General features: G+C 61.1%; 23 protein-coding genes and 1 tRNA gene. 9 read left to right on the top strand and 15 right to left on the bottom strand.

Annotation, left to right across the window (positions count from 1 at the left end):
- Positions 1–53: 53 nt before the first annotated feature.
- From IF103_RS15605 to IF103_RS15595, 3 genes are all read left to right on the top strand, one after another.
- Entirely contained in the window at positions 54–704 is a 651-nt protein-coding gene (locus IF103_RS15605; protein WP_023381318.1) for a TetR/AcrR family transcriptional regulator, read from the top strand.
- 127 nt (positions 705–831) lie between these two features.
- Entirely contained in the window at positions 832–1,797 is a 966-nt protein-coding gene (locus IF103_RS15600) for an ABC transporter substrate-binding protein (RefSeq protein WP_023381317.1), read from the top strand.
- 15 nt (positions 1,798–1,812) lie between these two features.
- Positions 1,813–2,784 (top strand): aliphatic sulfonate ABC transporter substrate-binding protein, encoded by a 972-nt coding sequence (locus tag IF103_RS15595; RefSeq protein WP_023381316.1) that lies wholly within the window; start codon positions 1,813–1,815, stop codon positions 2,782–2,784.
- Here IF103_RS15595 and IF103_RS15590 read toward each other — a convergent pair.
- The 4 genes from IF103_RS15590 to IF103_RS15575 form a co-directional block, all read right to left on the bottom strand.
- A complete protein-coding gene (locus IF103_RS15590) occupies positions 2,769–3,548 on the bottom strand; it encodes an AraC family transcriptional regulator (protein WP_023381315.1) in 780 nt (259 codons plus the stop codon). The genes IF103_RS15595 and IF103_RS15590 overlap by 16 nt on opposite strands.
- Positions 3,549–3,580: 32 nt before the next feature.
- The gene (locus IF103_RS15585) at positions 3,581–4,816 is read right to left on the bottom strand and encodes an MFS transporter (RefSeq protein ID WP_023381314.1); all 1,236 of its coding nucleotides are present in this window, start codon (positions 4,814–4,816) and stop codon (positions 3,581–3,583) included.
- A 205-nt stretch (positions 4,817–5,021) separates the two neighbouring features.
- A complete protein-coding gene (locus IF103_RS15580; protein ID WP_023381313.1) occupies positions 5,022–6,401 on the bottom strand; it encodes a nucleobase:cation symporter-2 family protein in 1,380 nt (459 codons plus the stop codon).
- A 115-nt stretch (positions 6,402–6,516) separates the two neighbouring features.
- Complete coding sequence (locus tag IF103_RS15575; protein WP_023381312.1) at positions 6,517–7,188, bottom strand: Bax inhibitor-1/YccA family protein; 672 nt, start codon at positions 7,186–7,188, stop codon at positions 6,517–6,519.
- A gap of 134 nt (positions 7,189–7,322) precedes the next feature.
- Between IF103_RS15575 and IF103_RS15570 the strand changes: the two genes are divergently transcribed.
- Positions 7,323–7,410: transfer RNA gene (locus IF103_RS15570), tRNA-Ser, on the top strand.
- A gap of 286 nt (positions 7,411–7,696) precedes the next feature.
- On the opposite strand, the gene acuI is transcribed toward IF103_RS15570, so the two are convergent.
- Entirely contained in the window at positions 7,697–8,680 is a 984-nt protein-coding gene (acuI, locus tag IF103_RS15565) for an acrylyl-CoA reductase (NADPH) (protein WP_027908191.1), read from the bottom strand.
- Between the two features lie 47 nt (positions 8,681–8,727).
- Positions 8,728–9,360: an acrylate utilization transcriptional regulator AcuR gene (gene acuR / locus IF103_RS15560; protein WP_440137991.1), complete on the bottom strand. Its 633-nt coding sequence runs from the start codon at positions 9,358–9,360 to the stop codon at positions 8,728–8,730.
- Positions 9,361–9,564: 204 nt separating this feature from the next.
- Here acuR and IF103_RS15555 point away from each other — a divergent pair, with 204 nt between their 5' ends.
- Positions 9,565–10,200 carry a hypothetical protein gene (locus tag IF103_RS15555; protein ID WP_023381309.1) on the top strand — a complete coding sequence of 212 codons (636 nt, stop codon included), beginning with the start codon at positions 9,565–9,567 and terminating at the stop codon, positions 10,198–10,200.
- 42 nt (positions 10,201–10,242) lie between these two features.
- On the opposite strand, the gene IF103_RS15550 is transcribed toward IF103_RS15555, so the two are convergent.
- Positions 10,243–10,788 carry a type II secretion system protein M gene (locus IF103_RS15550; protein ID WP_023381308.1) on the bottom strand — a complete coding sequence of 182 codons (546 nt, stop codon included), beginning with the start codon at positions 10,786–10,788 and terminating at the stop codon, positions 10,243–10,245.
- A 150-nt stretch (positions 10,789–10,938) separates the two neighbouring features.
- Here IF103_RS15550 and IF103_RS15545 point away from each other — a divergent pair, with 150 nt between their 5' ends.
- Together IF103_RS15545 and IF103_RS15540 are read left to right on the top strand one after the other, a co-directional pair.
- Positions 10,939–11,355 carry a RidA family protein gene (locus IF103_RS15545; protein ID WP_023381307.1) on the top strand — a complete coding sequence of 139 codons (417 nt, stop codon included), beginning with the start codon at positions 10,939–10,941 and terminating at the stop codon, positions 11,353–11,355.
- A 183-nt stretch (positions 11,356–11,538) separates the two neighbouring features.
- Positions 11,539–12,993, top strand: coding sequence for a TrkH family potassium uptake protein (locus tag IF103_RS15540; protein ID WP_023381306.1), 1,455 nt, complete (start codon positions 11,539–11,541; stop codon positions 12,991–12,993).
- Between the two features lie 419 nt (positions 12,994–13,412).
- On the opposite strand, the gene chrA is transcribed toward IF103_RS15540, so the two are convergent.
- Both chrA and IF103_RS15530 read right to left on the bottom strand, forming a co-directional pair.
- Positions 13,413–14,768: a chromate efflux transporter gene (chrA, locus tag IF103_RS15535; RefSeq protein ID WP_374372373.1), complete on the bottom strand. Its 1,356-nt coding sequence runs from the start codon at positions 14,766–14,768 to the stop codon at positions 13,413–13,415.
- 106 nt (positions 14,769–14,874) lie between these two features.
- Positions 14,875–15,069: a hypothetical protein gene (locus tag IF103_RS15530; RefSeq protein ID WP_148299920.1), complete on the bottom strand. Its 195-nt coding sequence runs from the start codon at positions 15,067–15,069 to the stop codon at positions 14,875–14,877.
- On the opposite strand from IF103_RS15530, the gene IF103_RS15525 reads away from it, so the two are divergent.
- Positions 15,047–17,209, top strand: coding sequence for a methyl-accepting chemotaxis protein (locus tag IF103_RS15525; protein ID WP_027908187.1), 2,163 nt, complete (start codon positions 15,047–15,049; stop codon positions 17,207–17,209). The two genes, IF103_RS15530 and IF103_RS15525, sit on opposite strands and share 23 nt — an antisense overlap.
- A gap of 90 nt (positions 17,210–17,299) precedes the next feature.
- Here the strand turns inward: IF103_RS15525 and IF103_RS15520 are convergent, their stop codons facing one another.
- The gene (locus tag IF103_RS15520; protein ID WP_023381302.1) at positions 17,300–17,485 is read right to left on the bottom strand and encodes a hypothetical protein; all 186 of its coding nucleotides are present in this window, start codon (positions 17,483–17,485) and stop codon (positions 17,300–17,302) included.
- Positions 17,486–18,208: 723 nt separating this feature from the next.
- Positions 18,209–19,129 carry a LysR substrate-binding domain-containing protein gene (locus tag IF103_RS15515; protein WP_023381301.1) on the bottom strand — a complete coding sequence of 307 codons (921 nt, stop codon included), beginning with the start codon at positions 19,127–19,129 and terminating at the stop codon, positions 18,209–18,211.
- A gap of 99 nt (positions 19,130–19,228) precedes the next feature.
- On the opposite strand from IF103_RS15515, the gene IF103_RS15510 reads away from it, so the two are divergent.
- On the top strand, positions 19,229–19,990 hold the full coding sequence (locus IF103_RS15510; RefSeq protein WP_023381300.1) for a sulfite exporter TauE/SafE family protein: 762 nt from the start codon (positions 19,229–19,231) through the stop codon (positions 19,988–19,990).
- A gap of 1 nt (position 19,991) precedes the next feature.
- Here IF103_RS15510 and IF103_RS15505 read toward each other — a convergent pair whose 3' ends face one another.
- From IF103_RS15505 to IF103_RS15490, 4 genes are all read right to left on the bottom strand, one after another.
- On the bottom strand, positions 19,992–21,416 hold the full coding sequence (locus IF103_RS15505; RefSeq protein ID WP_027908185.1) for a GGDEF domain-containing protein: 1,425 nt from the start codon (positions 21,414–21,416) through the stop codon (positions 19,992–19,994).
- Positions 21,417–21,555: 139 nt separating this feature from the next.
- A complete protein-coding gene (locus IF103_RS15500; RefSeq protein WP_202675462.1) occupies positions 21,556–23,385 on the bottom strand; it encodes an SLC13 family permease in 1,830 nt (609 codons plus the stop codon).
- Between the two features lie 138 nt (positions 23,386–23,523).
- Positions 23,524–23,907, bottom strand: a complete 384-nt coding sequence (locus tag IF103_RS15495; RefSeq protein WP_023381297.1) for a glycine zipper domain-containing protein — start codon at positions 23,905–23,907, stop codon at positions 23,524–23,526.
- Between the two features lie 72 nt (positions 23,908–23,979).
- Entirely contained in the window at positions 23,980–24,159 is a 180-nt protein-coding gene (locus tag IF103_RS15490) for a hypothetical protein (RefSeq protein ID WP_023381296.1), read from the bottom strand.
- Positions 24,160–24,308 lie beyond the last annotated feature (149 nt).

Raw genomic sequence — 24,308 nt, 5'->3', positions numbered from 1 at the left:
GTCACAGAATTCAAATTAGAATTTGATTTGAGACAACACCACGAGTGCCTGGCATGAGCCGCGAACCAGCCCCTTCCAGTAAGCCGCGTGGGCGCCGCCCGGATGGCGACATCACCCGGCAGCGCATCCTCGATGCCGCCGGCCAGCTGATTGCCGAACGTGGCTATGCCGAGGCGACCAGCAAGGCCATTTGCGCCCTGGCGCAGTGCAACCTGGCCGCGGTGAACTACCACTTCGGCAGTCGCGAGGGCCTCTACCGCGCAGTACTCAAGGAGATGCACCAACACCTGATCAGCTTGGAGCAGTTGCAGCAACTGGCCTGCAGCGACCGCCCAGCCCGTGAACGCTTGGTCGACCTGATCAGGGCACTGACCCTCAACGTCATCAACGGCAAACGGTGGCAAGCCCGGTTGTGGAGCCGCGAGTTGCTGACCCCGTCGCCGTATGTGAGCGAGTTGATCGCAGAAGAGGCGATGCCCAAGTCGCGACTGGTATTGAGCCTGCTGGGTGAGCTCACGGGTAAGCCCGTGGAGGACCCGGCATTGCTGCGCTGTCTGTTCAGCGTCATCGCACCGGTGATGATGTTGCAGGTGATCAGCCGCGACATCACGACACCGCTATCGGGATTGTTCGAACAGTCGGAAGAGGCGTTGGCAGAACACTTGGTGCGGTTCGCCCTGGCAGGGCTCGATGCGGTGATGTAGTCCTGCTTTTTGCATATTAGGTTAGCACTAAAATCAATTTCATTAATTTCTAGGTGCTCGATAAAGTGTCCCGGCATCAGGTGGCATGCCACCTGGCCTTTCAAGGAATGCTTTGAAGGAGCACAGGATGTCCAGCCGTCGCCGTCTATCGTTGTTGCTTGTAGCCTCATTGCTGGCCACCCAGGCCATCGCCGCCGAGCGCCTGACCCTGCGTGTCGGCGACCAGAAAGGCAACATGCGTGCCCAGTTGGAAGCGGCAGACGCCTTGCGCGATGTGCCTTACGACATTCAGTGGGCCGAGTTTCCCGCAGCTGCGCCGCTCGCTGAAGCACTGAATGCTGGCGCTATCGATGCCGGCATCATCGGCGATGCGCCGTTGTTGTTCGTGCTGGCATCAGGTGCGCCAGTCAAAGCGATCGCCGTGGACAAGTCCGACCCTTACGGCACGGCGCTGCTGGTGCGCCCTGACGCGCCGCTGCACAGCGCGGCGGACCTCAAGGGCAAGCGCATCGCCACCGGCCGTGGTTCCATCGGCCATCACCTGGCACTCAAGGCGCTGGACCAGGTCGGGCTGACGGAGAAGGACGTGGAGTTCCGTTTCCTGGGACCGGTCGATGCCAAGATTGCCCTTGCCAATGGTTCGGTGGACGCCTGGTCGACGTGGGAGCCCTATACGGCCCTGTCCGAACTTAACGGGCAAGGCAGGGTGCTGGTCAACGGCAGAGGGCTGTCCACCGGCAACAGTTTCCTCGCGGCCACCGACAAGGCTCTCGAAGACCCTGCACGCCGCACGGCGTTGCAGGACTATCTTGCCCGTCTGGCTGGTGCCCAGGTCTGGGCCAACCAGCATCTGGACACCTATTCCAGGACGCTTTCCGCCATCATCGGCTTCCCCGTGGAAGCGGCGCGACTGCAGTTCGAACGTCGCCAACTTCGCTGGCAGGCGATCGACGGCGAGACCATCGCTGAGCAACAGGAAACCGCGGACTTCTACCAAGCCCATGGCCTGATGAGCGAGCGCCTGGAGGTAGCGCCGACCTTCGCTTCGGGTTTCAGCGTACCCGCCACCGACCCTCTGACTGCCCAACACTGATTCCGGAGAATCTTCATGGCATATCCCAAACGCCTGCGCCATCTTGCGCTGGGCCTGTTGATCGGCGGCGTGCTACCGTCCCTGGCCAGCGCCGAGCAGACCCTGCGTATCGGTTACCAGAAGTCCTCGACCCTGCTGACCCTGCTCAAGGCACGCGGCACCCTCGAACAACGCCTGCAGGCTGAGGGTATACGAGTCAGCTGGCACGAGTTCCCCAGCGGCTTGCCGCTGCTCGAAGCGTTGAACCTGGGTAACGTCGACCTTTCTGCAGATGTGGCCGACACCGTTCCCGTGTTCACCCAGGCCGCTGGTGCGCAACTGACGTACTTTGCCCGGGAGGCGCCGTCGCCGGCGGCCCAGGCCATCCTGGTGCCGGCCAACTCGCCGCTCAAGACCCTTGCCGACCTCAAGGGCAAGCGCGTGGCGGTGACCAAGGCCGCTGGCAGCCACTACCTGCTGATCCAGGCGCTGGCCAAGGCGGGACTGAGCTTCAAGGACATCAGCCCGGCCTACCTGATTCCCGCCGACGGACGCGCAGCTTTCGAAAACGGCAAGGTCGACGCTTGGGTAACCTGGGATCCCTACGTGGCCAGTGCCCAGCGTCAGCAGCACGCGCGAATTCTCGCCGATGGCACCGAACTGGCTAGTTACCAGCGTTACTACCTGGCTGGCAGTGAATACGCCAAGGCGCACCCGCAGGTGCTGGATCAGGTGTACCAGGCGCTGCGTGAAATTGGCGGTTGGACCAAGGCCAACCCGGCCGCCGCAGCCCGGGTGCTGGGGCCACTGTGGGGTAATCTGGACAGCGTCACGGTGCAGCAGGCCAATGCTCGGCGCAGCTATGACGTGCAGCCGGTGAAACTGGACAACCTGGCCGAGCAACAGCGAATAGCCGATGCATTCTACCGCGAAGGCCTGCTGCCGAAGGCCGTGGATGCGCGAGCGGTAACCGTGTTCGAGCCAGGGGCCGCTCATCTGAAGAATTGACTCGGCGTCGTGCCGAACTGGCGCTTGAACATGCTGGCGAAGGCGCTTGGGCTGTCATAGCCGAGCGTCCCCGCGACGTCGATGATCCGCTCACCGAGAGCGATCCGCTCCAGGGCTTGCATCAGCCGCGCTTGTTGGCGCCATTGGCCGAAGGTCATGCCGGTTTCCTTGCGGAACAGACGCTGGATGGTTTTTTCATCCACCCCAAGGTGAAGACCCCAGTCTGCCACCGTCGAGTTGTCCTCGGGGCGCTCGTGCAGTGCCGAGCAGATGACCTGAAGACGCTTGTCGCCGGGCTGCTGCAGCTTCAACGGCAGGGTTGGCAGCACGCTGATCTCGTCGAGGATCAGGTGCACGATCCGTGATTCGCGTGAGTCCTCGGCGTAGGGGCCGGTGAAGTCCACCGAGGCCTTGATCAGTTCGCTCAGCAGCGGCGAGATACTGATGGCCTTGCTCTGTGATGGCAGGTTCGCTGCTGCGTCCGGGCGCACGAACACGCTGCGCATCTTCACATCGCCCACGCAGCGGATCGCGTGTTCCTGGCCACAGGGCATCCATACGCCGCGACTCGGCGGCACGGTCCAGCGCTCGGACCGCGACTGCACGATCATCAGGCCCTTGATGGCATAGATCAGCTGATGCTTGGCATGGGAGTGGGGTGCGATGAACCAGTCCGGTGGGTAGTCCGTGGCACGGCTGCCCACCTCCCAGGTCCATTCGTCGACCTCCACCAGCATTTGCTCCATCGGCTTGATCAGTGCCATCGTGCGCCTCCTAGGTGTTCCGCGTGGCCATCTTAGCAGCAGGTGGCCGGGTGGGCTTTGGCGCGGGTCGCCGGCAGCAGGGCCGTTGCCAGGCCCAACAGGGGCAGGAACGAGATCACCTGATACACCCACTCGATGCCATGTCGGTCAGCCAATTCGCCCAAGCCAGCCGCACCGATGCCGCTGATGCCGAACATCAGGCCGAACATCACCCCGGACACCATGCCGACTCGGCCCGGTACCGCTTCCTGGGCGTAAACCACCAGGGCGGCGAACGCCGAAGACATCACCAGCCCGATGGCCACAGCCAGGACTGCGGTCCAGGCCAGGTTGGCGTAGGGCAGGGCCATGGCGAACGGCGCCACACCAAGGAAGGAAACCCAGATCACCGCCTTGCGGCCAATGCGATCGCCCACCGGCCCCCCTGCGAAGGTGCCTAATGCCACGGCCGCGAGGAAAGCGAACAGGTACAGCTGGCTTTGCTGCACGCTCAAACCGAAATGTTGGATGAGATAGAAGGTGAAGTAGTTGGTGAACGAAGCGATATAGACGAACTTGGCGAACATCAACAGCGCGATCACCCCCACTGCGCGACAAATCGCACCGTTGGAGAGCGCGGGTGCCTGTTGCCCGGCAATGCTCTTGAGGCGATGCTGGCCGTGGCGAATCGTCCAGCCGGTGACCCGCCACAGCACCCATACAGCAAGTGCAGCAGCCACCATGAACCAGGCAATGGCCGATTGGCCGTTAGGGATCACGATCAGCGCGGTGAGCAACGGGCCGATGGCCGAACCGGTGTTGCCGCCCACCTGGAAGGTGGACTGTGCCGTGCCGAAGCGCCCGCCAGAGGCCATCCTCGCCACTCGCGAGGCCTCGGGGTGGAAAGTGGCGGAGCCTACGCCGACCACGGCAGATGCCACCAGCAACATTTCATAGCTGCCTGCCGTTGCCAACAGGGCGATGCCGATCAGAGTAATCAACATGCCGCCTGGCAACAGGTAAGGTTGCGGGTGCTTGTCGGTGTACAGGCCAACCCAGGGTTGCAGCAGCGAGGCGGTGACCTGGAACACCAGCGCGATCCAGCCGATCTGGGCGAAGCTCAGGGAAAAGTCTTGTTTGAGCATCGGGTAGATCGAGGGCAGGACGGCCTGGATAAGGTCGTTGAGCAAGTGGGCGAAGGCGGCGGCGCCGACGATACGAACCAGGAAACCCTGAGGTTGATCGACGTGGGCCGTGGGGCGGGCCAAGGTGGCGGCAGAAGTCGTCATGGGCGAAGTTTCTTTTGTCGAGTGAGGACACTGCGGCCTGGGGGCAGACCGCAACAAGGCAGTGCCAAAGGAGGGTATCCAGGGCGGCCTTTGCCTGTCTCACGTCGTACAGACACTCACTGTCGCGATTCGGGCATGCTTGCAGCGAGCTCGCCCGCCAGCAGGTGCATCGTCGCCGCGACGCGCCTGCCGGTGTTTGTTGCGATCAGGCGTGTTCCTTGCTCTCGGGCAGGAACCAGTTCAGCACCAGTGCGCAGATGCCGCCAGTGGCCACGCCCGACTCCAGCACGTTGCGCAAGGCTGCCGGCATGTGCGCGAGGAATTCCGGCACCTGGGCGACGCCCAGGCCCAGCGCCAGCGACACGGCAATGATCAGCAGGGCGCGACGATCCAGTCGGGTGCTGGCCAGGATATTGATACCCGAGGCTGCCACGGCACCGAACATGACCATCGCGGCGCCGCCCAGTACTGGCTCCGGTACCGCTTGAATCACCCCGGCGACACTTGGGAACAACCCCAGCACGACCAGCATCAGGGCGATCCAGATGCCGATGTGGCGGCTGGCGATGCCGGTCAGCTGAATCACGCCGTTGTTCTGGGCGAAGATCGAGCTCGGGAAGGTGTTGAACAGCCCCGCCAGCAGCGAGTTGGCACCGTTGACCAGCACCCCGCCCTTGATCCGTTGCATCCACAGCGGGCCCTCGACCGGCTGGCGTGAGACCTTGCTGGTGGCGGTGACGTCACCGATGGCTTCCAGTGAAGTCACCAGGTAGATCACCAGCATCGGGATGAACAGCGCCCAGGAGAAGCTCAGGCCGAAGTGCAGTGGCGTCGGCACCTGGAACAGCGCGGCTTCATGCATGCCGGTGAAGTCCAGGCGACCAAGGTAGCCGGCCAATGCATAGCCCACGGCCAAGGCGATAACGATGGCGCAGCTGCGCATCCACACCAGTGGAATACGGTTGAGGATCACAATGATCGCCAGCACCACGCCCGACAGCAGCAGGTTCTCGCCGTTGGCAAAGGTGCCGTTGGCCATGGCGGTGAAGCCCCCCCCCATGCTGATCAGGCCGACCTTGATCAAGGTGAGGCCGATCATCAGCACCACGATACCGGTCACCAGCGGGGTGATCAGGCGCTTGATGAACGGCAGGATACGCGACACGCCCATCTCGACGAATGAGCCCGCGATCACCACGCCGAAGATTGCCGCCATCACGCTTTCGACCGGCGTGCCTTGCTTGACCATCAGTGCACCCCCGGCAATCAGCGGGCCGACGAAGTTGAAGCTGGTGCCCTGCACGATCAGCAAGCCCGCGCCGAACGGCCCGAAGCGCTTGCACTGGACGAAGGTGGCGATGCCGGAAATCACCAGCGACATGGACACGATCAAGTTGGTGTCCCGTGGCGAGACGCCCAGGGCCTGACAGATCAGCAGGCCGGGGGTGACGATGGGAACGATGATCGCCAGCAAGTGCTGCAGTGCTGCCAGCAGGCCGATCAACAGCCGTGGCTTGTCCTCAAGACCAAGCACCAGTTCATTGGCAGGCGCCGGTGCGCCTGGGCTGTGTTCGTGTGAGCTCATTGCTAAAGCTGTCCCGGAAGAAAAAAGGAGCGCATTCTACAGTGATCGCCCGTCTGGGGCGAACAGGCATGAAAAAGCCCGCCGAAGCGGGCTTTTCAAGTGCGGGCGTGACTGATCAGTCGTCGCGGCCCATGATGCCGAACAGCTGAAGCAGGCTGACGAACAGGTTGTAGATCGACACGTACAGGCTGATGGTCGCCATGATGTAGTTGCGCTCGCCGCCATGGATGATGGCGCTGGTCTGGAACAGGATGCAGACCGACGAGAACAGGACGAAGCCGGCGCTGATCGCCAGTTGCAGGCCGCTGATCTGGAAGAAGAAGCTGGCCACAACGGCACCCAGCAGGACGAAGAAACCAGCGGTGATGAAGCCGCTGAGGAAGCTCATGTCCTTGCGGGTGATCAGCACGTAGGCCGACAGGCCGCCGAATACCAGTGCGGTCATCGCGAAGGCCGAGCTGACCACTTCGGCGCCGCCGCTCATGCCCAGGTAGCGGTTGAGGATAGGGCCGAGGATGAAGCCCATGAAGCCGGTGAGGGCGAACGTGGAAACCAGGCCCCAGACGGAGTCACGCAGCTTGGCGGTGAGGAAGAACAGGCCGTAGAAGCCGATCAGCACGACGAACACGTTCGGGTAGCCGACACGCATCTGCTGGGCAACGAAGGCCATGATGCCACTGAAGGCGAGGGTGAGTGCCAGCAGGCTGTACGTGTTGCGCAGGACCTTGCTGATCTCCTGCTGCTCGACCTGCTGGCCGTGGTGTACGGCGTAATCCTGTTCGCGCATGGCGACACTCCTTGGTGAACCTGTGGTGATGAGACATTCAGATGCAACGAGTCTAACAGAGCTCCTGCAACCCGCGACACAGAGAGTTTGACAGCGTGTTTCATTACGGTATTATGGCCGCCGCAAAACGAGCTGGAAGCGTGGCCGAGTGGTTTAAGGCAACGGTCTTGAAAACCGTCGATGGGCAACTATCCTAGAGTTCGAATCTCTACGCTTCCGCCATATTCAAAGCCCTGATTATTCAGGGCTTTTTGCGTTTTTGGAGGGCGGAAAACCTGACGCTGGAACGGCCAATTTCCCCGCAGCGTTTCGATGGTGTACCGCACCACTGCAGTGAAAAGGATTTCATCGGGTGGTTATCACGATCTCTCAGGCGCGCCAGTAAACAGCCGGCGTGATCCGCTTCTCGGTGTGGCCGCGTAGCTTGCTAGCGTTCGCCAAGGCCTCAGTCTCACTCGTTGCCCTTGGTCGATTGTTGCGGCGTTCGCCCAAGCATCAGGCGACCCTCCTAGGCGTTCACGTCCACAACCAACCGGCCACGAATCTTCCCGTCCATCAGGTCCGAGGCGGCGGCAATCGCGCTCTCCAGGCTGATTTCTTTGATCATCAATGACAGTGCGTCGAGGTTCAACTGATCGGAGAGCTTTTCCCAAGCCTCCACGCGTCGCTCAAATGGCTGAGTGACGCTGTTGATACCAAGCAGGCTTACCCCTCGGAGAATGAACGGTGCGACGGTGGCCGGGAAATCCATCCCCTGAGCCAATCCGCATGCAGCCACCAATCCTTCAGACATCGTGCTTGCGCACGCATTGGCCAGCGTATGGCTGCCGACCGAATCGATCACGGCTGCCCATTTTTCTTTTGCCAATGGACGCCCCGGAGCTGAAAGCTCGGTCCGGTCAATGATGGTGGTTGCCCCCAGGCTTTTCAGATAGGCGTCCTCGCTAGCTTTGCCGGTTGCGGCAGTGACGTTATACCCGGCACCCGCCAGAAGGCTGATGGCGAAGCTACCGACGCCGCCTGTGGCGCCTGTGACCAGCACCGGCCCATGTGCGGGTGTCAACCCATGGCGCTCAAGGGCCATCAGGCACAGCATGGCGGTGTATCCAGCGGTACCGACGGCCATCGCTTGGCGTTCGTTCAGGCGATCAGGGAGAGGAATCAGCCAGTCACCGTTCACTCTCGCCTTTTGTGCAAGTCCGCCCCAATGGCTTTCACCCACCCCCCAACCATTGAGCAATACGCGATCGCCCGGCTGGTACCGCGGATCGTCACTCGCTTCGACAGTGCCCGCGAGGTCGATGCCCGGCACCATCGGAAACTGCCGAACGACTGGCCCCTTGCCGGTGATTGCGAGTGCGTCCTTGTAGTTCAAGGTGCTGTAGGCCACGTTCACCGTCACGTTCCCGGTGGGTAGCTGATCATCCTGCAGCTCGGCGAGTCGGGCCGAATACGTGTCTTCCCGCTTCTCGATGACAATGGCTTTGAACATTGCTTATCCTCGTTTAGACCGGTTGTCTTTAAATGGTTCGATCGAAATCACCGAGTGATTCCCGTCAGAAAACCTTGGAAAAAAATCTCCAGGGGGCGGACATGCTGCGTCAGTCGTGCCCGAAGCACGGCACCCTCCCAGCCAACCCAGAAATAGGCCGCGAGGGCTTTGCAGTCATGCTCGCAAGACACTTCGCCCAGCTTGACCGCTTCCTCCAGGCAGGCAGACAAGCGTTGCTCCCAGTCCTGCAGGGTCCGTTCCAGTTGTTCACGGAAGCTGTCGGGCAGCACCAATACCTCCTGGCCAAGGTTACCTACCAGGCAGCCCCTTCTGAACTGGTACTTGGCCATCCCGACCTTCGCTTCTTCGACGAAGTTGGAAAGTCTTCGCAGCGGTGACACGCTCAGGTCGCTGAAACAGCGATCGAGTTTTCGAGCGAAGTAGTCGGCATAGCGCTGCAGCACCGCCTGGCCGAATGCTTCTTTGCTGTCGAAGTAGTGATAGAACGAGCCTTTGGGCACCTGCACGCGTTTGAGCACGGTGTCGATGCCGGTAGCCGCAAAACCCTGTTCGGTGAGGATTTCCATGCCACAACGCAGCAGAAGCTCCAGCGTTTCGCCATGCTCACGTGCGACTTTGGGGGGGCGGCCCCTTCGAGGGATAGGTTGGGCGCTGTTCATGCGTTTTAATTTAGACTGATTGTCTCTAATGTCAACCACCGAGCAACCCGATCCCCGGGACCATCACGTTGGGATGTTCAGCCGCTTGTGCTGGAGCATGGAGGAGAGCAAACAAGTGATGGCCTTTTGAAATCGCCCGGATTTCTCTAGAATCCGCATCGCCTTCATGTGAAGCACACGTAATGATCACGCAAGGAAGTTGATATGCGATTTGTGAAATCCCTTGGCCTCGCCTTGGCAGTAGCCCTGGGGGGATGCGCCAGCTTCACCAAGGACGAAGTGGCTCCGGTGGATTTGCCTTCGATGGCGAGCTACTCGAACAAGCCGAACGTCTACGTGGACTTCGACTTTTTCCAGGGAGACCCGGACACCGCCAACGCCAATGAGGTGCCACAAGCTCGCGATATGCTCAAACCCGAGCTCAAGCGTGTTTTCAACGAGTCAGGCCTCTTTGGCCGGGTGACCTTCGATGAATTCGAGAAGCAGCCTGGCGACTACAACCTTCGACTGAAGGTCTATAACCACGCGCCCGGCGGTGGGCAGATGGTGCTCGCTTTCATCAGTGGTTTCACGTTCACCCTCATCCCGGCACTGGCAACGGATCAGTACACCATGAGCCTGGAAACCCTGGATGACCGAGGCCAGTCTCTGGGCAAGAGTACCAACCATGATGCGGTCAATACCTGGATGGGAATCTGGTTCCTTCCGCTGGTGGGTAACACGCCGAAAGCCGCGGTCACCGACACCTTCAACCGGCAGGTCAATGGACTGCTGAAGAATTGGCTCGACAGCAACCGCACTAAATACTCCGCTGTCCAGGCATATACCCCGCGCAGCTGAACCCATGGAAAAAGAGCCGCGATGGCGGCTCTCTTTCGTTGATCACTTCAATGCCTGGATGAACTGCGGGTCGCTATACAGGTGCTTGAGCAAGTCTTTGAGCATAGGATTGTAATTGTTCGCCGCGGCGGGGATGGCGATCGGTCCGAAGAAGCTGCTATTCCAGTCATGCTCCACCTGTTTGGTGGTTTCGTACAGTACGTCATTACCTTTGCGCACGGTGAATCGAGCAGCGAGCTCACCATGGCCGTTGGCTACACCGGAGTTGAGTTGACTCTTGATCAATTGAATCTGCAGTTGCCGATCCGCGCGAGGATCAAGCAGTCCGGCATGGCGGAGTTCGTCATTGATCGCGGCTTGGACATGCAGGGGGACGCTCCCTTCAGGGGAGGATATCGGGTTCAGGCGTACCATCAACGACCCTTGTCCGGCGTCGGCTTTCACCTGGGCCTGTTGCACAGGCTGCAGTGGGGCATTTTGCTTGAGCTGTTGGACGTTTTGATAATTTGGCTCATAACGGGCCATGGTCACACCGCAGCCCTGCAAAAACACAGCGCACAGCGGGAGGGTCAGGTAAAACTTCTTCACGGCAGGTCCTTGCGTGAGATGTGGAAAGCAGGATTATCGACAGGTGGCCATATGCCATCAAGTGGCCGGCTTATAAATCGCCAGAGCACCCTTGACCTCGAGTTCACTTGAGGTTGCAGACTCCCGTTCTCTTTCACCTGGAGTCGTCTCATGTCCGTAAAATCTCGCCCCGCGTTCGAGCTGTCCAATCCGCCTGGCCTGTATGATCCGAGCAACAACGGCTATTCCCACGTCGCATCAGTGGCCCCTGGCGCCAGGCTGTTGTTCATCGCCGGGCAAGGTGGTGAGGACGTCGAAGGGCGTCTGCCTGCGGCGTTTTCCGACCAGGCCAGGCAGGCGCTGGCTAACCTGGACACTGCGCTTCGATCACAAGGATCGAGCTTGAAACAGGTGTTCAAGTTGACCTTGTTGATTGTCGATCATGATGAGCATCGCCTACACGATTGGGTGACGGAAGCGAACCGGGTCTGGCGGGAAGGGCATCCGGTCTGCACTCTGATTCCGGTGCCTCGGCTGGCATTGGATGGAATGCTTGTGGAGATCGATGCGGTGGCTGCGTGTAGCTAAAGGGCCCATCCAGTCAGCGAAGGCGATGACTGTTCGCTTTATGAGCGGCGAGTCGCTTGGCCCGTATGATCTTAACCCGTTACGCCGCCTGACGAATTGCCCATAAAAGTTTTACGCAGAATTTACTCGAATTTGAATGGGCGCATCCGATACTGCGCAGTGCTAATTCGGAGCTCTCCTGTGATGTCCCTGGCAGCAATTCGGCTTATCGGCTTCATCTTGGGTATTTTTCTGGTCACACTGGCCGTAAGCATGGCCATTCCGATGATCACACTGGTGGTCTATGAGCGTAGCGACGATCTCTCGGCTTTCCTCAGGTCGAGTTTGGTTACCCTCATTTGTGGTCTTCTTTTGATCATACGGGGGCGCCCAGACACTGCTCATCTTCGCCCCAGGGACATGTACCTGCTGACTACCGGAAGCTGGGTAGTGGTATGTACTTTCGCAGCGCTACCAATGGTGTTCATCAGCGATATTAGCTACACCGACGCATTCTTTGAGACGATGTCCGGCATCACGACCACTGGTTCGACGGTCCTCACGGGCCTGGATAGTTCGTCGCCCGGCTTGCTGATCTGGCGCTCCATGCTGCATTGGTTGGGTGGCATCGGATTCATCGGCATGGCGGTGGCGGTCCTTCCCATGTTGCGAGTGGGTGGCATGCGTCTGTTCCAGACAGAGTCCTCGGACTGGTCGGATAAAGTGACGCCACGCTCCCATGTGGCCGCCAAATATATTCTGTTGCTCTATCTCGGGCTGACGAGCATCGGCGCGTTGGCGCTCTGGCTCGCTGGAATGACGCCATTTGAGGCGGTCAACCATGCGATGTCGCTAATCTCCACTGGAGGATTTTCAACTTCGGACGCCTCCCTTGGCCACTGGGTGCAACCAGCGATCCATTGGGTGGCGGTCGTCATCATGATTCTGGGCAGCCTGCCATTCACTTTGTACGTCACGACATTGCGGGGCAATCGGCGCGCGCTGCTCAAGGATCACCAGGTGCGCGGATTCCTTGGTTTCTTGTTGGTTACGTCGCTGGCTGTGGGTACCTGGCTGTATTTTCACAGCGACTACAGATGGTGGGATGCATTTCGTATCGTGGCAGTGAATGTGACCTCGGTCGTGACGACCACCGGCGTTGCGGTTGGCGACTACACCTTATGGGGAAGCTTCGCAGTCTTGCTGTTCTTTTATTTGACGTTCGTCGGTGGCTGCTCCGGTTCAACGGCAGGCGGTCTCAAGATCTTCCGGTTTCAGGTTGCAGCGGCTCTGCTGCTCAGCAACTTGAAGCAGTTGATTCATCCTCGAGCCGTGATTCAGAAAAAGTACAATGGCCATCCTATCGACGAAGAGATCGTGCGCTCACTTTTGACCTTTTCGTTTTTCTTCACCATCACGATTGCCGTCATCGCGCTGGGCTTGTCGCTCATTGGCCTTGATTGGACAACGGCGTTGAGCGGTGCCGCTACGGCGGTATGTAACGTCGGGCCAGGACTGGGCACCATCATTGGACCGGCAGGCAACTTCTCGTCGCTACCGGATGCCGCCAAATGGTTACTGACCGTTGGAATGCTTCTGGGCAGGTTGGAAATCCTGACTGTATTGGTACTTGTAGCTCCAGTTTTCTGGAGATATTGAGCTGTGTGCCGAGCGTGGCATGGCGGCTCACGCCACGTCTGGCGTGACGGCACTGTAAAGGTATTGAAAAGGTCGTAGTGGCCAGCTACCGGCCCATCTTTGCGCCCTCTAGAATCGCGGGGCTGCCCCCTGTACCCCTGGTGGCAGCGTCTTTGCCTTTTGGAGCGTTTTGATGAAGTTCAATCAAATTGTCCGCGCAGCTCTCGTAGCCGCCCTCGTTTCCACGCTTTCGGGCTGCTGGATGTTCATGCCCCCGGGCGGCGGCGGTGGGCATGGCGGTGGGCATGGTGGCCCTGGCGGATTCGGCATGGGTGGCGGGCCTGGCGGCGGTCCTCGCTAAGGCCAGTCAGTACCGCAATTGCCATTTGCCCTGTCAGGATGCAACAGGGCAAGTGGCGCGCAGAATCTGCACAGTCCTTTCAACCTCGCACCAAGTGCACCGCCAACCCGGCAAGCGCACAGGCCATCAGCACCTGAATCACGCCCCGCTTGAAGCGGAACAGGGCCACCGCCGCGGCCACGGCAATCAAAGCCGATGGCCAGTCCAAGGCCCCTGCCAACCCTTGCGGCCAGAGCACGTGGTAGCCGAAGAACAGCGCCAGATTGAGGATCACGCCGACGACGGCCGCGGTGATTGCCGTCAGCGGTGCCGTGAATTTCAGTTCGTTATGGGTCGATTCCACCAACGGGCCGCCGGCAAGTATGAACAGGAACGACGGCAGGAAAGTGAACCAGGTCACCAGGCAAGCCGCCACCGCACCGGCCAGAAAGGCCTGATCGGCGCCAAACATCGGCTGCACGTAGCCTCCCACGAAGCCGACGAAGGCGACCACCATGATCAGTGGTCCTGGCGTGGTCTCACCCAGGGCAAGGCCATCGATCATCTGCGTTGGGGTCAGCCAACCGTAGTGGCTCACCGCACCTTGGTACACATAGGGTAAAACCGCATAGGCCCCACCAAAAGTCAGCAGGGCAGCCTTGGTGAAGAACCAGCCCATCTGCGTCAGGGAACCTTGCCACCCGAACAGCGCGCTGAGCACAGCCATGGGTAGCCCCCACAGGGCTGCGCCGAGGGCGATCAGCATGGCCAGGCGTGACCAGCGAAACCGAGCATGCTCAGGGGGCGGGGTGTCGTCGTCGATCAGCGCGGGGCCGGCTGATGCGCTGGCTTTGCCGTGGCCGCCAGCGTGGCTGAATCGCTGTGGTGCCAGTCGCCCGCCGAAGTAACCGACGATTGCCGCACCGAGCACGATCAGCGGGAAGGGGAGGTTGAAGGCGAAAATGGCGACGAACGAGGCCGCCGCGATCGCCCAAAGCCAGCTGTTTTTCAACGTGCGCGAGCCAATGCGGTGAGCGGCCTGGACGACGATGGCGGTGACGGCGGGTTTTATCCCGTAGAACACCCCGGCCACGATGGGCACTTCACCGAAGGCGATATAGACCCAGGACAGTCCAATCAGGATGAACAGCGAGGGAAGGACGAACAGCACCCCGGCAATTACGCCGCCCCAACTACGGTGCATCAGCCAACCCAGGTAGGTGGCCAATTGTTGCGCCTCCGGGCCGGGCAGCAGCATGCAGTAGTTCAGGGCGTGCAGGAAACGGCGTTCGGAAATCCAGCGACGGCGCTCCACCAGTTCCTGGTGCATGATCGAAATCTGTCCCGCTGGGCCACCAAAACTGATTAAGCCCAACTTCAGCCAGAAGGCCAGGGCTTGCCAGAGGCTCACTTGCCGGGCGGGGTGTTGAGCGTTATGCGCATCGGATTGCGTCACGTCGAGGATTCCCCTTGTCGAGTTTGGACGGCCGCCCGCGATCTTACCTGAAGGACGATGATCTCATCAGGCCACGCCATGCGCTCCGCCTTGGTGCGCGCGAACGTCACTGCACCGATTCGATGCGCGCCGGTGTGCGCAGCAAACCCTTCAGCCCGTGGCGTTGTCGCTGCAATGGCCCCTCGGTGGTTCGTTGGAGCAAATCAGTTAGCAAGCTCACGAGTTGGCGCGCTAATTGCTGTCGCTTCGCCACTATCATGTCGCGGATGGGGATATAAATGTCGCTTGCAAGCAATTCCATGGCGTTGTCCGCTAGCGAAAAACGCTGGTTACCCTGGTTCGGCAAGACCGGAAAGCTCTCCATGGGTTGGGCCTGCCGGCTCAACAGGACGAGCTACCCAGTGATCGAGCAGACCTTCGAAGCCATCGCCCAAACCCGTGTGCGTTTGTTGCAGAGTTGGGCGCGCGAGCAGTGGGATCACCTGGCGGAACTGGCCGAGCGGGTGGACGGCGATCTTGCCCAGCTCGACCGGGCAGCGTTGGTCGACAAGCTCGGTCAGGCCGAAGACTTTTCCGAACTGTTCGTTGTCGATCGCCACGGTTCCGTCATCGCATCGACCTGGGCGCAGCGCGGTAGCTCGCAGCTGGAGCGCACGGACGCCCTGGCGCAGGGTTTGAAGGGCGCTTTCCTGCATGGGCCCTACAGCGATCCGCTGACGTTGCAGATCGGCCCCTCGTCGTCCCGCTTCCATGATGCCGTGACATTGATGTTCTACCAGCCGCTGATAGTGGCCGGCAAAACCCTTGGCTGCCTCTGCGGTCGTGTGCCCAACGATGTGCTGGGTGATCTTATCCAGCGTGAAGCCGGGCACATTTTCACCGAGTCGGGCGACAACTACCTGTTCATGGCGCAGTCGTGTTTCGACCCGAGCATAGAGCCAGGTACGGCGCTGTCCCGTTCGCGTTTCGAGGACGGCACCTTCACCCATGGCGAGAACCTCAAGAGCGGCGTGCACACGCCCTGGTCCACGGTGCGCATCGAGCGCCACACCGAGCTGGAACTGCGCTTTACCGACCCTGCGACCCAGCAACTGCACCCCGGTGTGCGCGAAACCATCCGCTGCGGCTCCAACCTCTTCGTGACGTACCCAGGGTACTCGGATTACCGCCATATTCCGGTGGTGGGCAAAGGCATTACCTTCCAGTTGCCAGGCTCACCGGATCGTTGGGGCATGATGTGCGAAGCCGACCTGGAGGAGGTCTACCGCCGACGCTCTCTCACCCATGGGTTGATGAAACCCTACATCGCCACCATGGCCGGGTTGTTTGGCTGCAATGTGTTGGTCCAGCACTACGCCGGGCTGTCGCAGGGCATGCAGGACGTGGTCATGCTGGCCAGCCTTTTGTGCGCCGCTGCGCTTTTCCGCACCCTGGGGCCAAAGCGTCTGGCCGCACGGTTGAGCGGCATGACCGAGGTGTTGAGAGCCATCGCCGAGGGTGAAGGCAACTTGCGCCAGCGGCTGGATATTACCGCCATGGCCAATGATGAAACCGGTGACATGGGGCGCTGGATCAACAGTTTCATCGACCGGCTCGACTCGGTGGTGGGCCAGGTGGTGAAGGCCAGTCGCAATGTCGGTTCGACCAACCAGATGATGCTTGGGCGTAGCCAGCAAGCCGGGCTGACTTCCGGCGAGGTGGCCGAAGCCGTGCACCAGATGATGCTCATCGTCGAAGACCAATTAGGCGAAATCCAGCAAGCCTCTGCCAGTGCCGAGCAGATGAAACAGGCCATGGATGAAGTGGTCAGCCGCGCCCGTGAGCAGTTCGCCTCCGTACAGCAGGGCACCCAGTCGATTCGCGACGTGGTGCAGCGCTCGTCGTCGAGCGTGCAGTTGCTCGACAATCGCATGACTCAGATCGGCAACATCACCGGGTTGATCAGCGAAATCACCAGCCAGACCAACCTGCTGGCGCTCAATGCAGCCATTGAGGCGGCGCGTGCCGGTGAGCATGGGCGCGGTTTCGCCGTGGTGGCCGATGAAGTGCGTGGCCTGGCGGCGCGCACCTCGCGAGCAGCGGAGGATATTCGCCAGCAGATCGAAGGCTTGCAGTCTGAGACTCAAAAGGCGGTCAGTTTGATGGAGGAGGGCGTCAAGGACGTGGATGACAGCTTGCGTCTGGCTGAAGATGCCTCGTCGGAGAACGTCCAGTTGCACCAGGCGGTGGAAGGCATGTTCACCATTATCCAGCAGCTCAATGCACGCAGCCTGGCGTGTGGCAAGACCATCGAGAAAGTCGACCAGTGCTCGGCAGAAATGCGTCAGACGGTGGTGGTGCTGCAGAGCAGTGCGGAAACCGTGAAGGTCAATGCCAACAAGCTGCAGAAGCTGGTGGGGCAGTTCGAGGTGACCGGTAAGCACGGGCGGGCGGCTGCTTGAAGCGCAGCCAGGTGCTTGTTCAAGTTAGGCTGTCGAGCTGGCGGGAGAAGTAGCGTCCCCGCCGACTCGCTTTCAGGGATGGACCAGCCCTCACTGCAAGGTCGGCGGCTTCATGGCCTTGGGTAGATTGCCGATCACTGCTTCGATCCTGGCTATTTGCTCCGCCAACTCCGCTGCTTTCTGGTCGTCGCCCTGCGCCCGCAGGCGATCACGCTCCCGGCGCAGATTCAGTAGGTTCTTTTGCAGTGCCAGGGCAGATGAGTTGAACGGTTCCATGTTTCTCTCGTGCTGAAGGCATCCGTGCCGTTGTAGGAAAACTGGACCGTAACAGCTCAATCTTTCGGATGAAACTGAGGTTTCATACAGGCTTGCGACGAGAGCTAGAAAATTCCTACTGCTCACCGGTAATGCATCCTACAAACCTGGCGCGAGTCTTTTTCTATTTATGTGCGCAAGAAGGCCGACCGGCGCCGGTCTCTGCTGGATTTTCGGGCGTTTGGGCCGGGCGGCGCTTTTGGCGGGGAGAAGGAGCCTTGCCCGCGAAAGACGAAATGTTATGTAGCAATTCGTCCCGAGGTGAAGCGGGTGCAGTGGCTGGGAGCAGGTGTACGGCGCGGTCAAATCAACGGCGGCGCGCCATCTGATCTGGTTTTTTTCGACGAACCTGAATCTGTAACCGTATCAGTCAAAGTCCGACAATGCTCTTCGTCCCGACAACACACTGTAGAGGTTCCGATGGGTAAGCTTGCGCTGTTTCTGGGTGGTTTTCTGCTTCTGACCATTCTGGTAGGCATCTTGGGGACCATTCCGCCAAGCTGACCTGCTTTCACCCACGGCCCATCGCCTTGCGTAGATGGGCCACCCTGGCTTGCGGTGGTATCGCCACCTTCCCAGCACGGGGAAATCTGTCCACAAAAAACGTGGGTAGGTCTGTGGATAAAGTGCTGTAAGCCAAGCTGGCGGCGGCCTCTGTTAAATTGAGCAGATTTTGAACAGCCCTTACCGGGGCGCCCCTGCAACCGATTTACCTGCATGGCGCAAGGCCTTCAGCAGGTCACGAACCCGAGCGGGTAATTCGCCTGCAGCGTACAGGGCGTGCATTTGCGGGTCCTGCCCGGTGCTGGAAGTCAGCCGATAATGCGGGCACACCCGCACCAGCCGCCCGGTCTTGACCTGAGGTTCCCCGACCCAGTCCGCCAGCCGGGCTATGCCGGCACCCGCCAGGGTGCTGTGAAGCACTGCATCACCTGAGTCCAGGCGCAGGCGTGGATGCGTCCGTAGGCTGGTGATCTGGCCGTCGCGACAGAAGTGCCAGGCTTTGAGGATGCGCGGGGCGGTGTGCAGGACGAGCGAGTGGCTGGACAGGTCTTCGAGGCTCTGTGGCGTGCCGGCGCGCGCCAAATACGCCGGGCTGGCGTAGAGGTGGCGGCGGTAGGACCATAAGGGATAACCGATCAGTTCGCTGGATTGGGGAAACGCTCCGCGCACCACGAAATCGAACTTGCCCACCACCGGGTCTAGCGCTTCATCGCTGTATTGCACGTCCAGGGTGACTTGTGGGTGCTTGGCCGAGAACGTCGCCAGTACGTCTGGCAGCACGTGTTCGGCCAGTAGTTTTGGCACGGCGAGGCGTATCCAGCCCTGGGCGGTACCGCTAAGCGCCGCCAACTCGTCGGCGGCATCACGTTGCACATCCAGCAAGCGCTCGGCATGGGGCAACAGTCGCTCACCGGCCTCGGTGAGGGTCACGACATTGGCATTGCGGTTCAGCAGTTTGCTCCCTGCGTTGTCCTCCAGCGTCTGTACCGCCCGCGTTACCGCGCTGGGCGAGCGGCCCAGGGCGCGTGCGGCGGCGACGAAGCTGCGCTTGTGCGCAACGCTGACGAATGCCTGGATTTCCCTGAGCATGTCCAGTGCCATGGCAGTGACCTCATTGCAGTTTTCGCAATATGGCATTTCACCACAAGTGCCGCGCTTTGATTAGCCTTGCAGCGTGCCCCCACTGCCTGGAACCGCGTGATGATGGATATTGCTGTGCTTTCTGTGTTCGCTTTTGCCGCCGGACTGATCGATGCCGCAGTGGGGGGTGGTGGGCTGATCCAGATTCCGGCCTTGTTCAATGTGCTGCCCACGGCACAACCGGCTGCGCTGTTGGGCAGCAACAAACTGGCGTCGGTGTGCGGCACAGCCTTCGCCGCGCGCTCGTTCATTCGCAAGGTGACCCTGGACTGGGGGCTCATCGTGCCGGCGGCGTTGAGTGCTTTCGTCATGTCGTTCGCCGGTGCCGCCACGGTGTCGCTGGTACCGCCCAGCGTTATGCGTCCGGCGGTGCTGGTGCTGATCGTGCTGATGGCGATCTACACGTTCCTCAAGAAGGACTTCGGCACCCTGCACAAGCCCGCACGCATCGGTCGCAAGGAGCAATGCCTGGCGGTGCTGATCGGGGGAGCGATCGGTTTCTACGATGGGCTGTTCGGGCCGGGTACAGGCAGCTTCCTGATCTTCCTGTTCATCCGTTTCTTCGCATTGGATTTTTTGCATGCCTCGGCGTCGGCCAAGGTGGTCAACATCGCCACCAACCTCGCTGCGCTGGTGTTCTTCGTGCCCTCGGGCAATGTGCTATACGCCATTGCCCTGCCCATGGCGGCGTGCAATATCCTGGGGGCGCTGACCGGCACCTGGCTGGCTGTGCGCAAAGGGGTGTCCTTCGTGCGCGGGCTATTCCTGATCTTGCTGTGCGTGCTGATCGCTAAGTTGTCCTGGGACTTGTTGGCGGCCTGATTCAGCCCTGATCGCGCAGCGGCTCGGCCTGTTCGACGCGGTTGCGACCATGGGCCTTGGCCCGGTACAGCGCCAGATCGGCGCGGGCCAGCAGTTCGTCGAGGCTAGGGGCGGGTGCGTCTGCGGCGCAGCCGTCCAGGCCGATGCTGACAGTGATCTGCAAGCGTACATCGGCCTTCACCACATGCAGGTCCTGCACGGCGCGACGCAGACGCTCGGCGGTGAAGCGTGCGCGATCCGGGGCCAGGCCTGGGACAATGACCACGAACTCTTCACCGCCCATGCGCGCCAGCAGTTCGCCTTCGTGCAGTTGGTCCTGCAGGGTGCGAGCGAACTGGCGTAGCACTTCGTCTCCCACCCCGTGACCATGCCTGTCGTTGATCGACTTGAAATGGTCGATGTCGAGCATCATCAGTGTCAGTGGCAACGCCTGGGCATGTTGTTGGCGTCCTTCGAGCAAGGCGTTGGCGCGGCGGGTGAAGGCGCTGCGGGTGAGTACGCCGGTGAGGTGGTCGATGGTAGCCTGATGCGCAAGGCGAGCGAGCAGGCTGCGATTGGCCTGGCTGACGCAGGCCACCACCAGCGGTCCGAGTACCAGCATGGCGATACCCAGGCGCGCCGACATCAGGGTGGTCACCCCCAGTTCGCTCTGCGGCAGGCTGAAATGCATGAGGTTTTGTGCCACGGCGACGATCAGTGTGCTGCCAGCGGTGAGCGCTAGCAGGGACACCAAAAAGGGCGAGTAGGTCCAGGCACACCACAGCAGCGCCGCGATTGGAAACGCGATGGCCCCCGGCCCACCGAAGCCAATGCTCAGGGCCAGGGAGGCGAGCAGCACCAGCAAGGGTGCCAGGCGAATGGCGTGGGTGCGGCTTCGGGGCAACGCCCGCGCGGAAGGCGCGGTAAGCAGCACCGGCAGCACCAGGATGCTGGTAGAGAACTGCTCGCTGAACCAGGCCAGCCACGTCGAGCGCAACGATTGCTCGAACCACGGCGTGGCCATGGCCGATGCCATGCTGGCTGCCACCACGGCACCGGCCGCGCAGGCGCCGAACAGGCACAGCACGCCGTGCGGTGTGCGCATGCGCCAGTGCACGCGAGGCAGGCGGGAAAGCAATCGCCAGACTGTCACCACCACGCCAAGGTTGCACAAGTTGAACCATAGCGCCGGCGTCCAGGCACTGCCACTGGCAATGTCTGCCGTGACCATGGCCACCCAGATCAGGGCAAAGCCGACCAGGTTGGCCTGGCGTGGGTTACGCAGCAGCACGCCCGCCAGAACCGCATTGACCGGCCAGAACAGCGACAGCGATTCGATGGGCCGGGCCAGGATTCCACCCAACGTAAGGGCAAAGGTCAGGCAGAACAGAGCGGCATAGGGCAACAAGCGCGAATGGGCTGGATAAACCATGAGCTCGACCGGCAAGCAGGAACGGAATCCAGGACAACGGCTGCAAGCACCTGGGGCAATAACGTATCAGTGTGTTTCGGGAGGGTCGTTGATGTCAATCTGCCGCGATCCTGGGGAATGATGCCAGATTGACTTCATTCTCCTCCTGATCGCGTCACAGTCCGAAGAACCACGGCACCATCACCACGGTTACCAGCATCACCAGCACGGTGAATGGCACACCTACTTTCACGAAGTCGCTGAACCGGTACTGACCCGGGCCCAGTACCAGGGTATTGACCGGGGACGACACTGGCGTCATGAACGCCGCCGATGCGGCCAAGGCCACGGTCATGGCGAACGGGTAGGGTGACATGCCCAGTTGGCTGGCGGTGCTGATGGCCACTGGCGCCATCAGGACTGCCGTAGCGGTGTTGGAAATGAATAGGCCGATCAGCGCGGTGACGGCGAACAGGCAGGCGAGAATGGCCATGGGACCGGCGCCTCCCAGCACGTTGACCAACCCCCCAACGGCCAGGTCTATGCCACCGGTTTTCTGCAGGGCCTGGGCGAATGGCAGCATGCCGACGATCAGCACCAGGCTTTGCCAATGGATGGCCCGGTAGGCGCTGTTCATGTCGATGCAGCGGCCCGCGCCCATCAAAAGGCAACCGATCAGGGCGGAAATGACGTTGGGCACGACGCCGCTGACCATCAACCCGACCATCACGGCCAAGCTGATCAGGGCATAAGGCGCACGGGAGCGGGCTGGGGCCACTTGGTCGATTTCCGCGGGCAGGCTGAGCACCAGGAAGTCGCGTGGCTGGCTTTGCAACTGGCGCACGGCCTTCCAGGGCCCAACCACCAGCAAGGTGTCGCCAAGGCGCAGTTTTTCCTCCACCAACTGTTCTTCGATGGCCGCTTGCTCACGCCGCAGACCCACCACGTTCAGGTCATAGCGCGAACGGAAGGCCAGTTCCAGGATGCTCTGGCCGATCAGTTGCGAACCCGGTGGCAAGGAAACTTCGGCCATGCCGATTTCCTGGGACTGGTCGATGAAATAGGCCGCCTTGAAATGCAAGGGTTCCAGTTGCATGGTCTGGCACAGGCTGCGCAAGTCGTCGCGGTTGGCGAACAGATCGAGCAGCAGCACATCGCCTTGGTGCAGGACGGTGCCGGAATCGGCAGAGAACACCCGGGTGGTGAACTTGTGCTGGCGTTCGATGCCGATCACGTTGGCGCCGTGCCGGGTCCGCAGTTCCAGCTCGCCCAGGGTGTGGCCAATCAGCGGGGAGTGGGGGCGGATGCGCAGGCGCCGTTCGCGACCGTTGAGTTTGTAGTCCAGCACGAGGTCAAGCAGGGTACGACGGCTTTCCACCCGGCCATCCTTGCGAACTTCGCCGTTGAGCCAGTGACGTGTAAGCAGCATGTAGCCGATGCCGAGCACCAGCACGACCAAGCCGAATGGGGTGAAACTGAAGAAGCTGAACCCCTGCTCGCCAGCGCGCACCAGTTCGCTGTGTACCACCACGTTGGGCGGTGTGGCGACCAGGCTGAGCATGCCGCTGATCAGGCCGGCGAAGCTCAGAGGCATCATCAGGCGGCTGGGCGACAGCTTCTGGCGCGCGGCGATGCTCAGCACCACCGGGATGAAGATCGCCACCACCCCGGTCGAGCTCATCACCGAACCCAAACCGGCCACTGCCACCATCAGTAGCACCAGCAGGCGGGTTTCGCTGTTTCCGGCCCGTTCGCTCATCCATTCACCGATGCGCAGGGCGATGCCAGTGCGTACCAAGCCCTCGCCAATGACGAACAGGGCGGCGATCAGCACCACGTTGGGGTCACTGAAACCGGCCAAGGCCTGTTCCACCGTGAGGATGCCCGAAAGCGGCAAGGCAAGAATCACCATCAGGGCCACCACGTCCATGCGTGGGCGGTTGACGACGAAAAGAATGATGACGAGGGCCAGCAGGCCGAGGACCCAGAGCAGCTCTTGGTTCATGGGGAGAGGGCGTTCCTTCACACAAAGGGGGCACGTAAGACAGTAGCAGTCAGTGTGCCAGCCGCAGAGGAAGGGGTGTTGATGTGCTGCAGGGTTTTGCGCGGACAGGGGGCCGGGTAGGCCCCCAGACGAACCGGATCAGTGACGGTGACGGTGGTGCTTGCGGTTGTTGTCACCCAGGTGGTTGCCGATGGCACCACCGGCCGCGCCGCCCAGGCCGGCACCGACGGTCGAACCGGTCCTGCCGCCGACCGCACCGCCCAGCAGCGAACCGCCCGCCGAGCCCAGGCCACCACCGATAGCGGCTTCGGTACGGTTGCCTTTGCGTGCGCCTACGGCGCTACCCGCTGCGCCACCCAGGCCAGCACCAATGGCTGCGCCGGTCCTGCCGCCGATCGACTGGCCGACAACGTTGCCCAAGGCACCACCCAGACCACCGCCAATGGCGGCAGTACCGTCACCGGCGAAAGCGCCCTGGCACAGCAGCAGGCCAAGGGCAAGGGAAGGCAGAGTTAGACGCATGATTTGAACCTCAAAGGAATCATCGGGGTTAGGTGCCACGCAACGGGTGGCGGGTCAGGGTTGGAAGACGTTTCAGCGGTAGTAGCGGTCACGGTAGCGACGATCATCGTCGTCGTCCCGATCATGGCGATGGTGGTGACGGTGGCCACGGTCGTCGTCGCGCCAGCCATCGTCGTCACGGTAATGGTGGCTATGGCAGCCGGCGACGAGCAGGACGGCGGCGATCAGCGAGAGGCTTGCAAGGCGAGTCATCACGGTATAGGTCCTTGATCCGCAAAGGTTTACGGTGCACTCCCTGAGACTGGAGTCGGTTCATTTGGTTTCCTTGCCGCGCAATATTTTTGTGGTGCAGTCGATGAGCGGCGTGCTTTGCGGTTGCTGTTATGTCCCGCTCGGTCATG

Origin of the sequence: Pseudomonas sp. SK2 (assembly GCF_016772395.1) — a bacterium.
In the GTDB taxonomy this organism is placed as follows: Bacteria; Pseudomonadota; Gammaproteobacteria; order Pseudomonadales; family Pseudomonadaceae; genus Aquipseudomonas; species Aquipseudomonas taiwanensis.
This window is presented reverse-complemented; position numbering and strand designations above follow the sequence as displayed.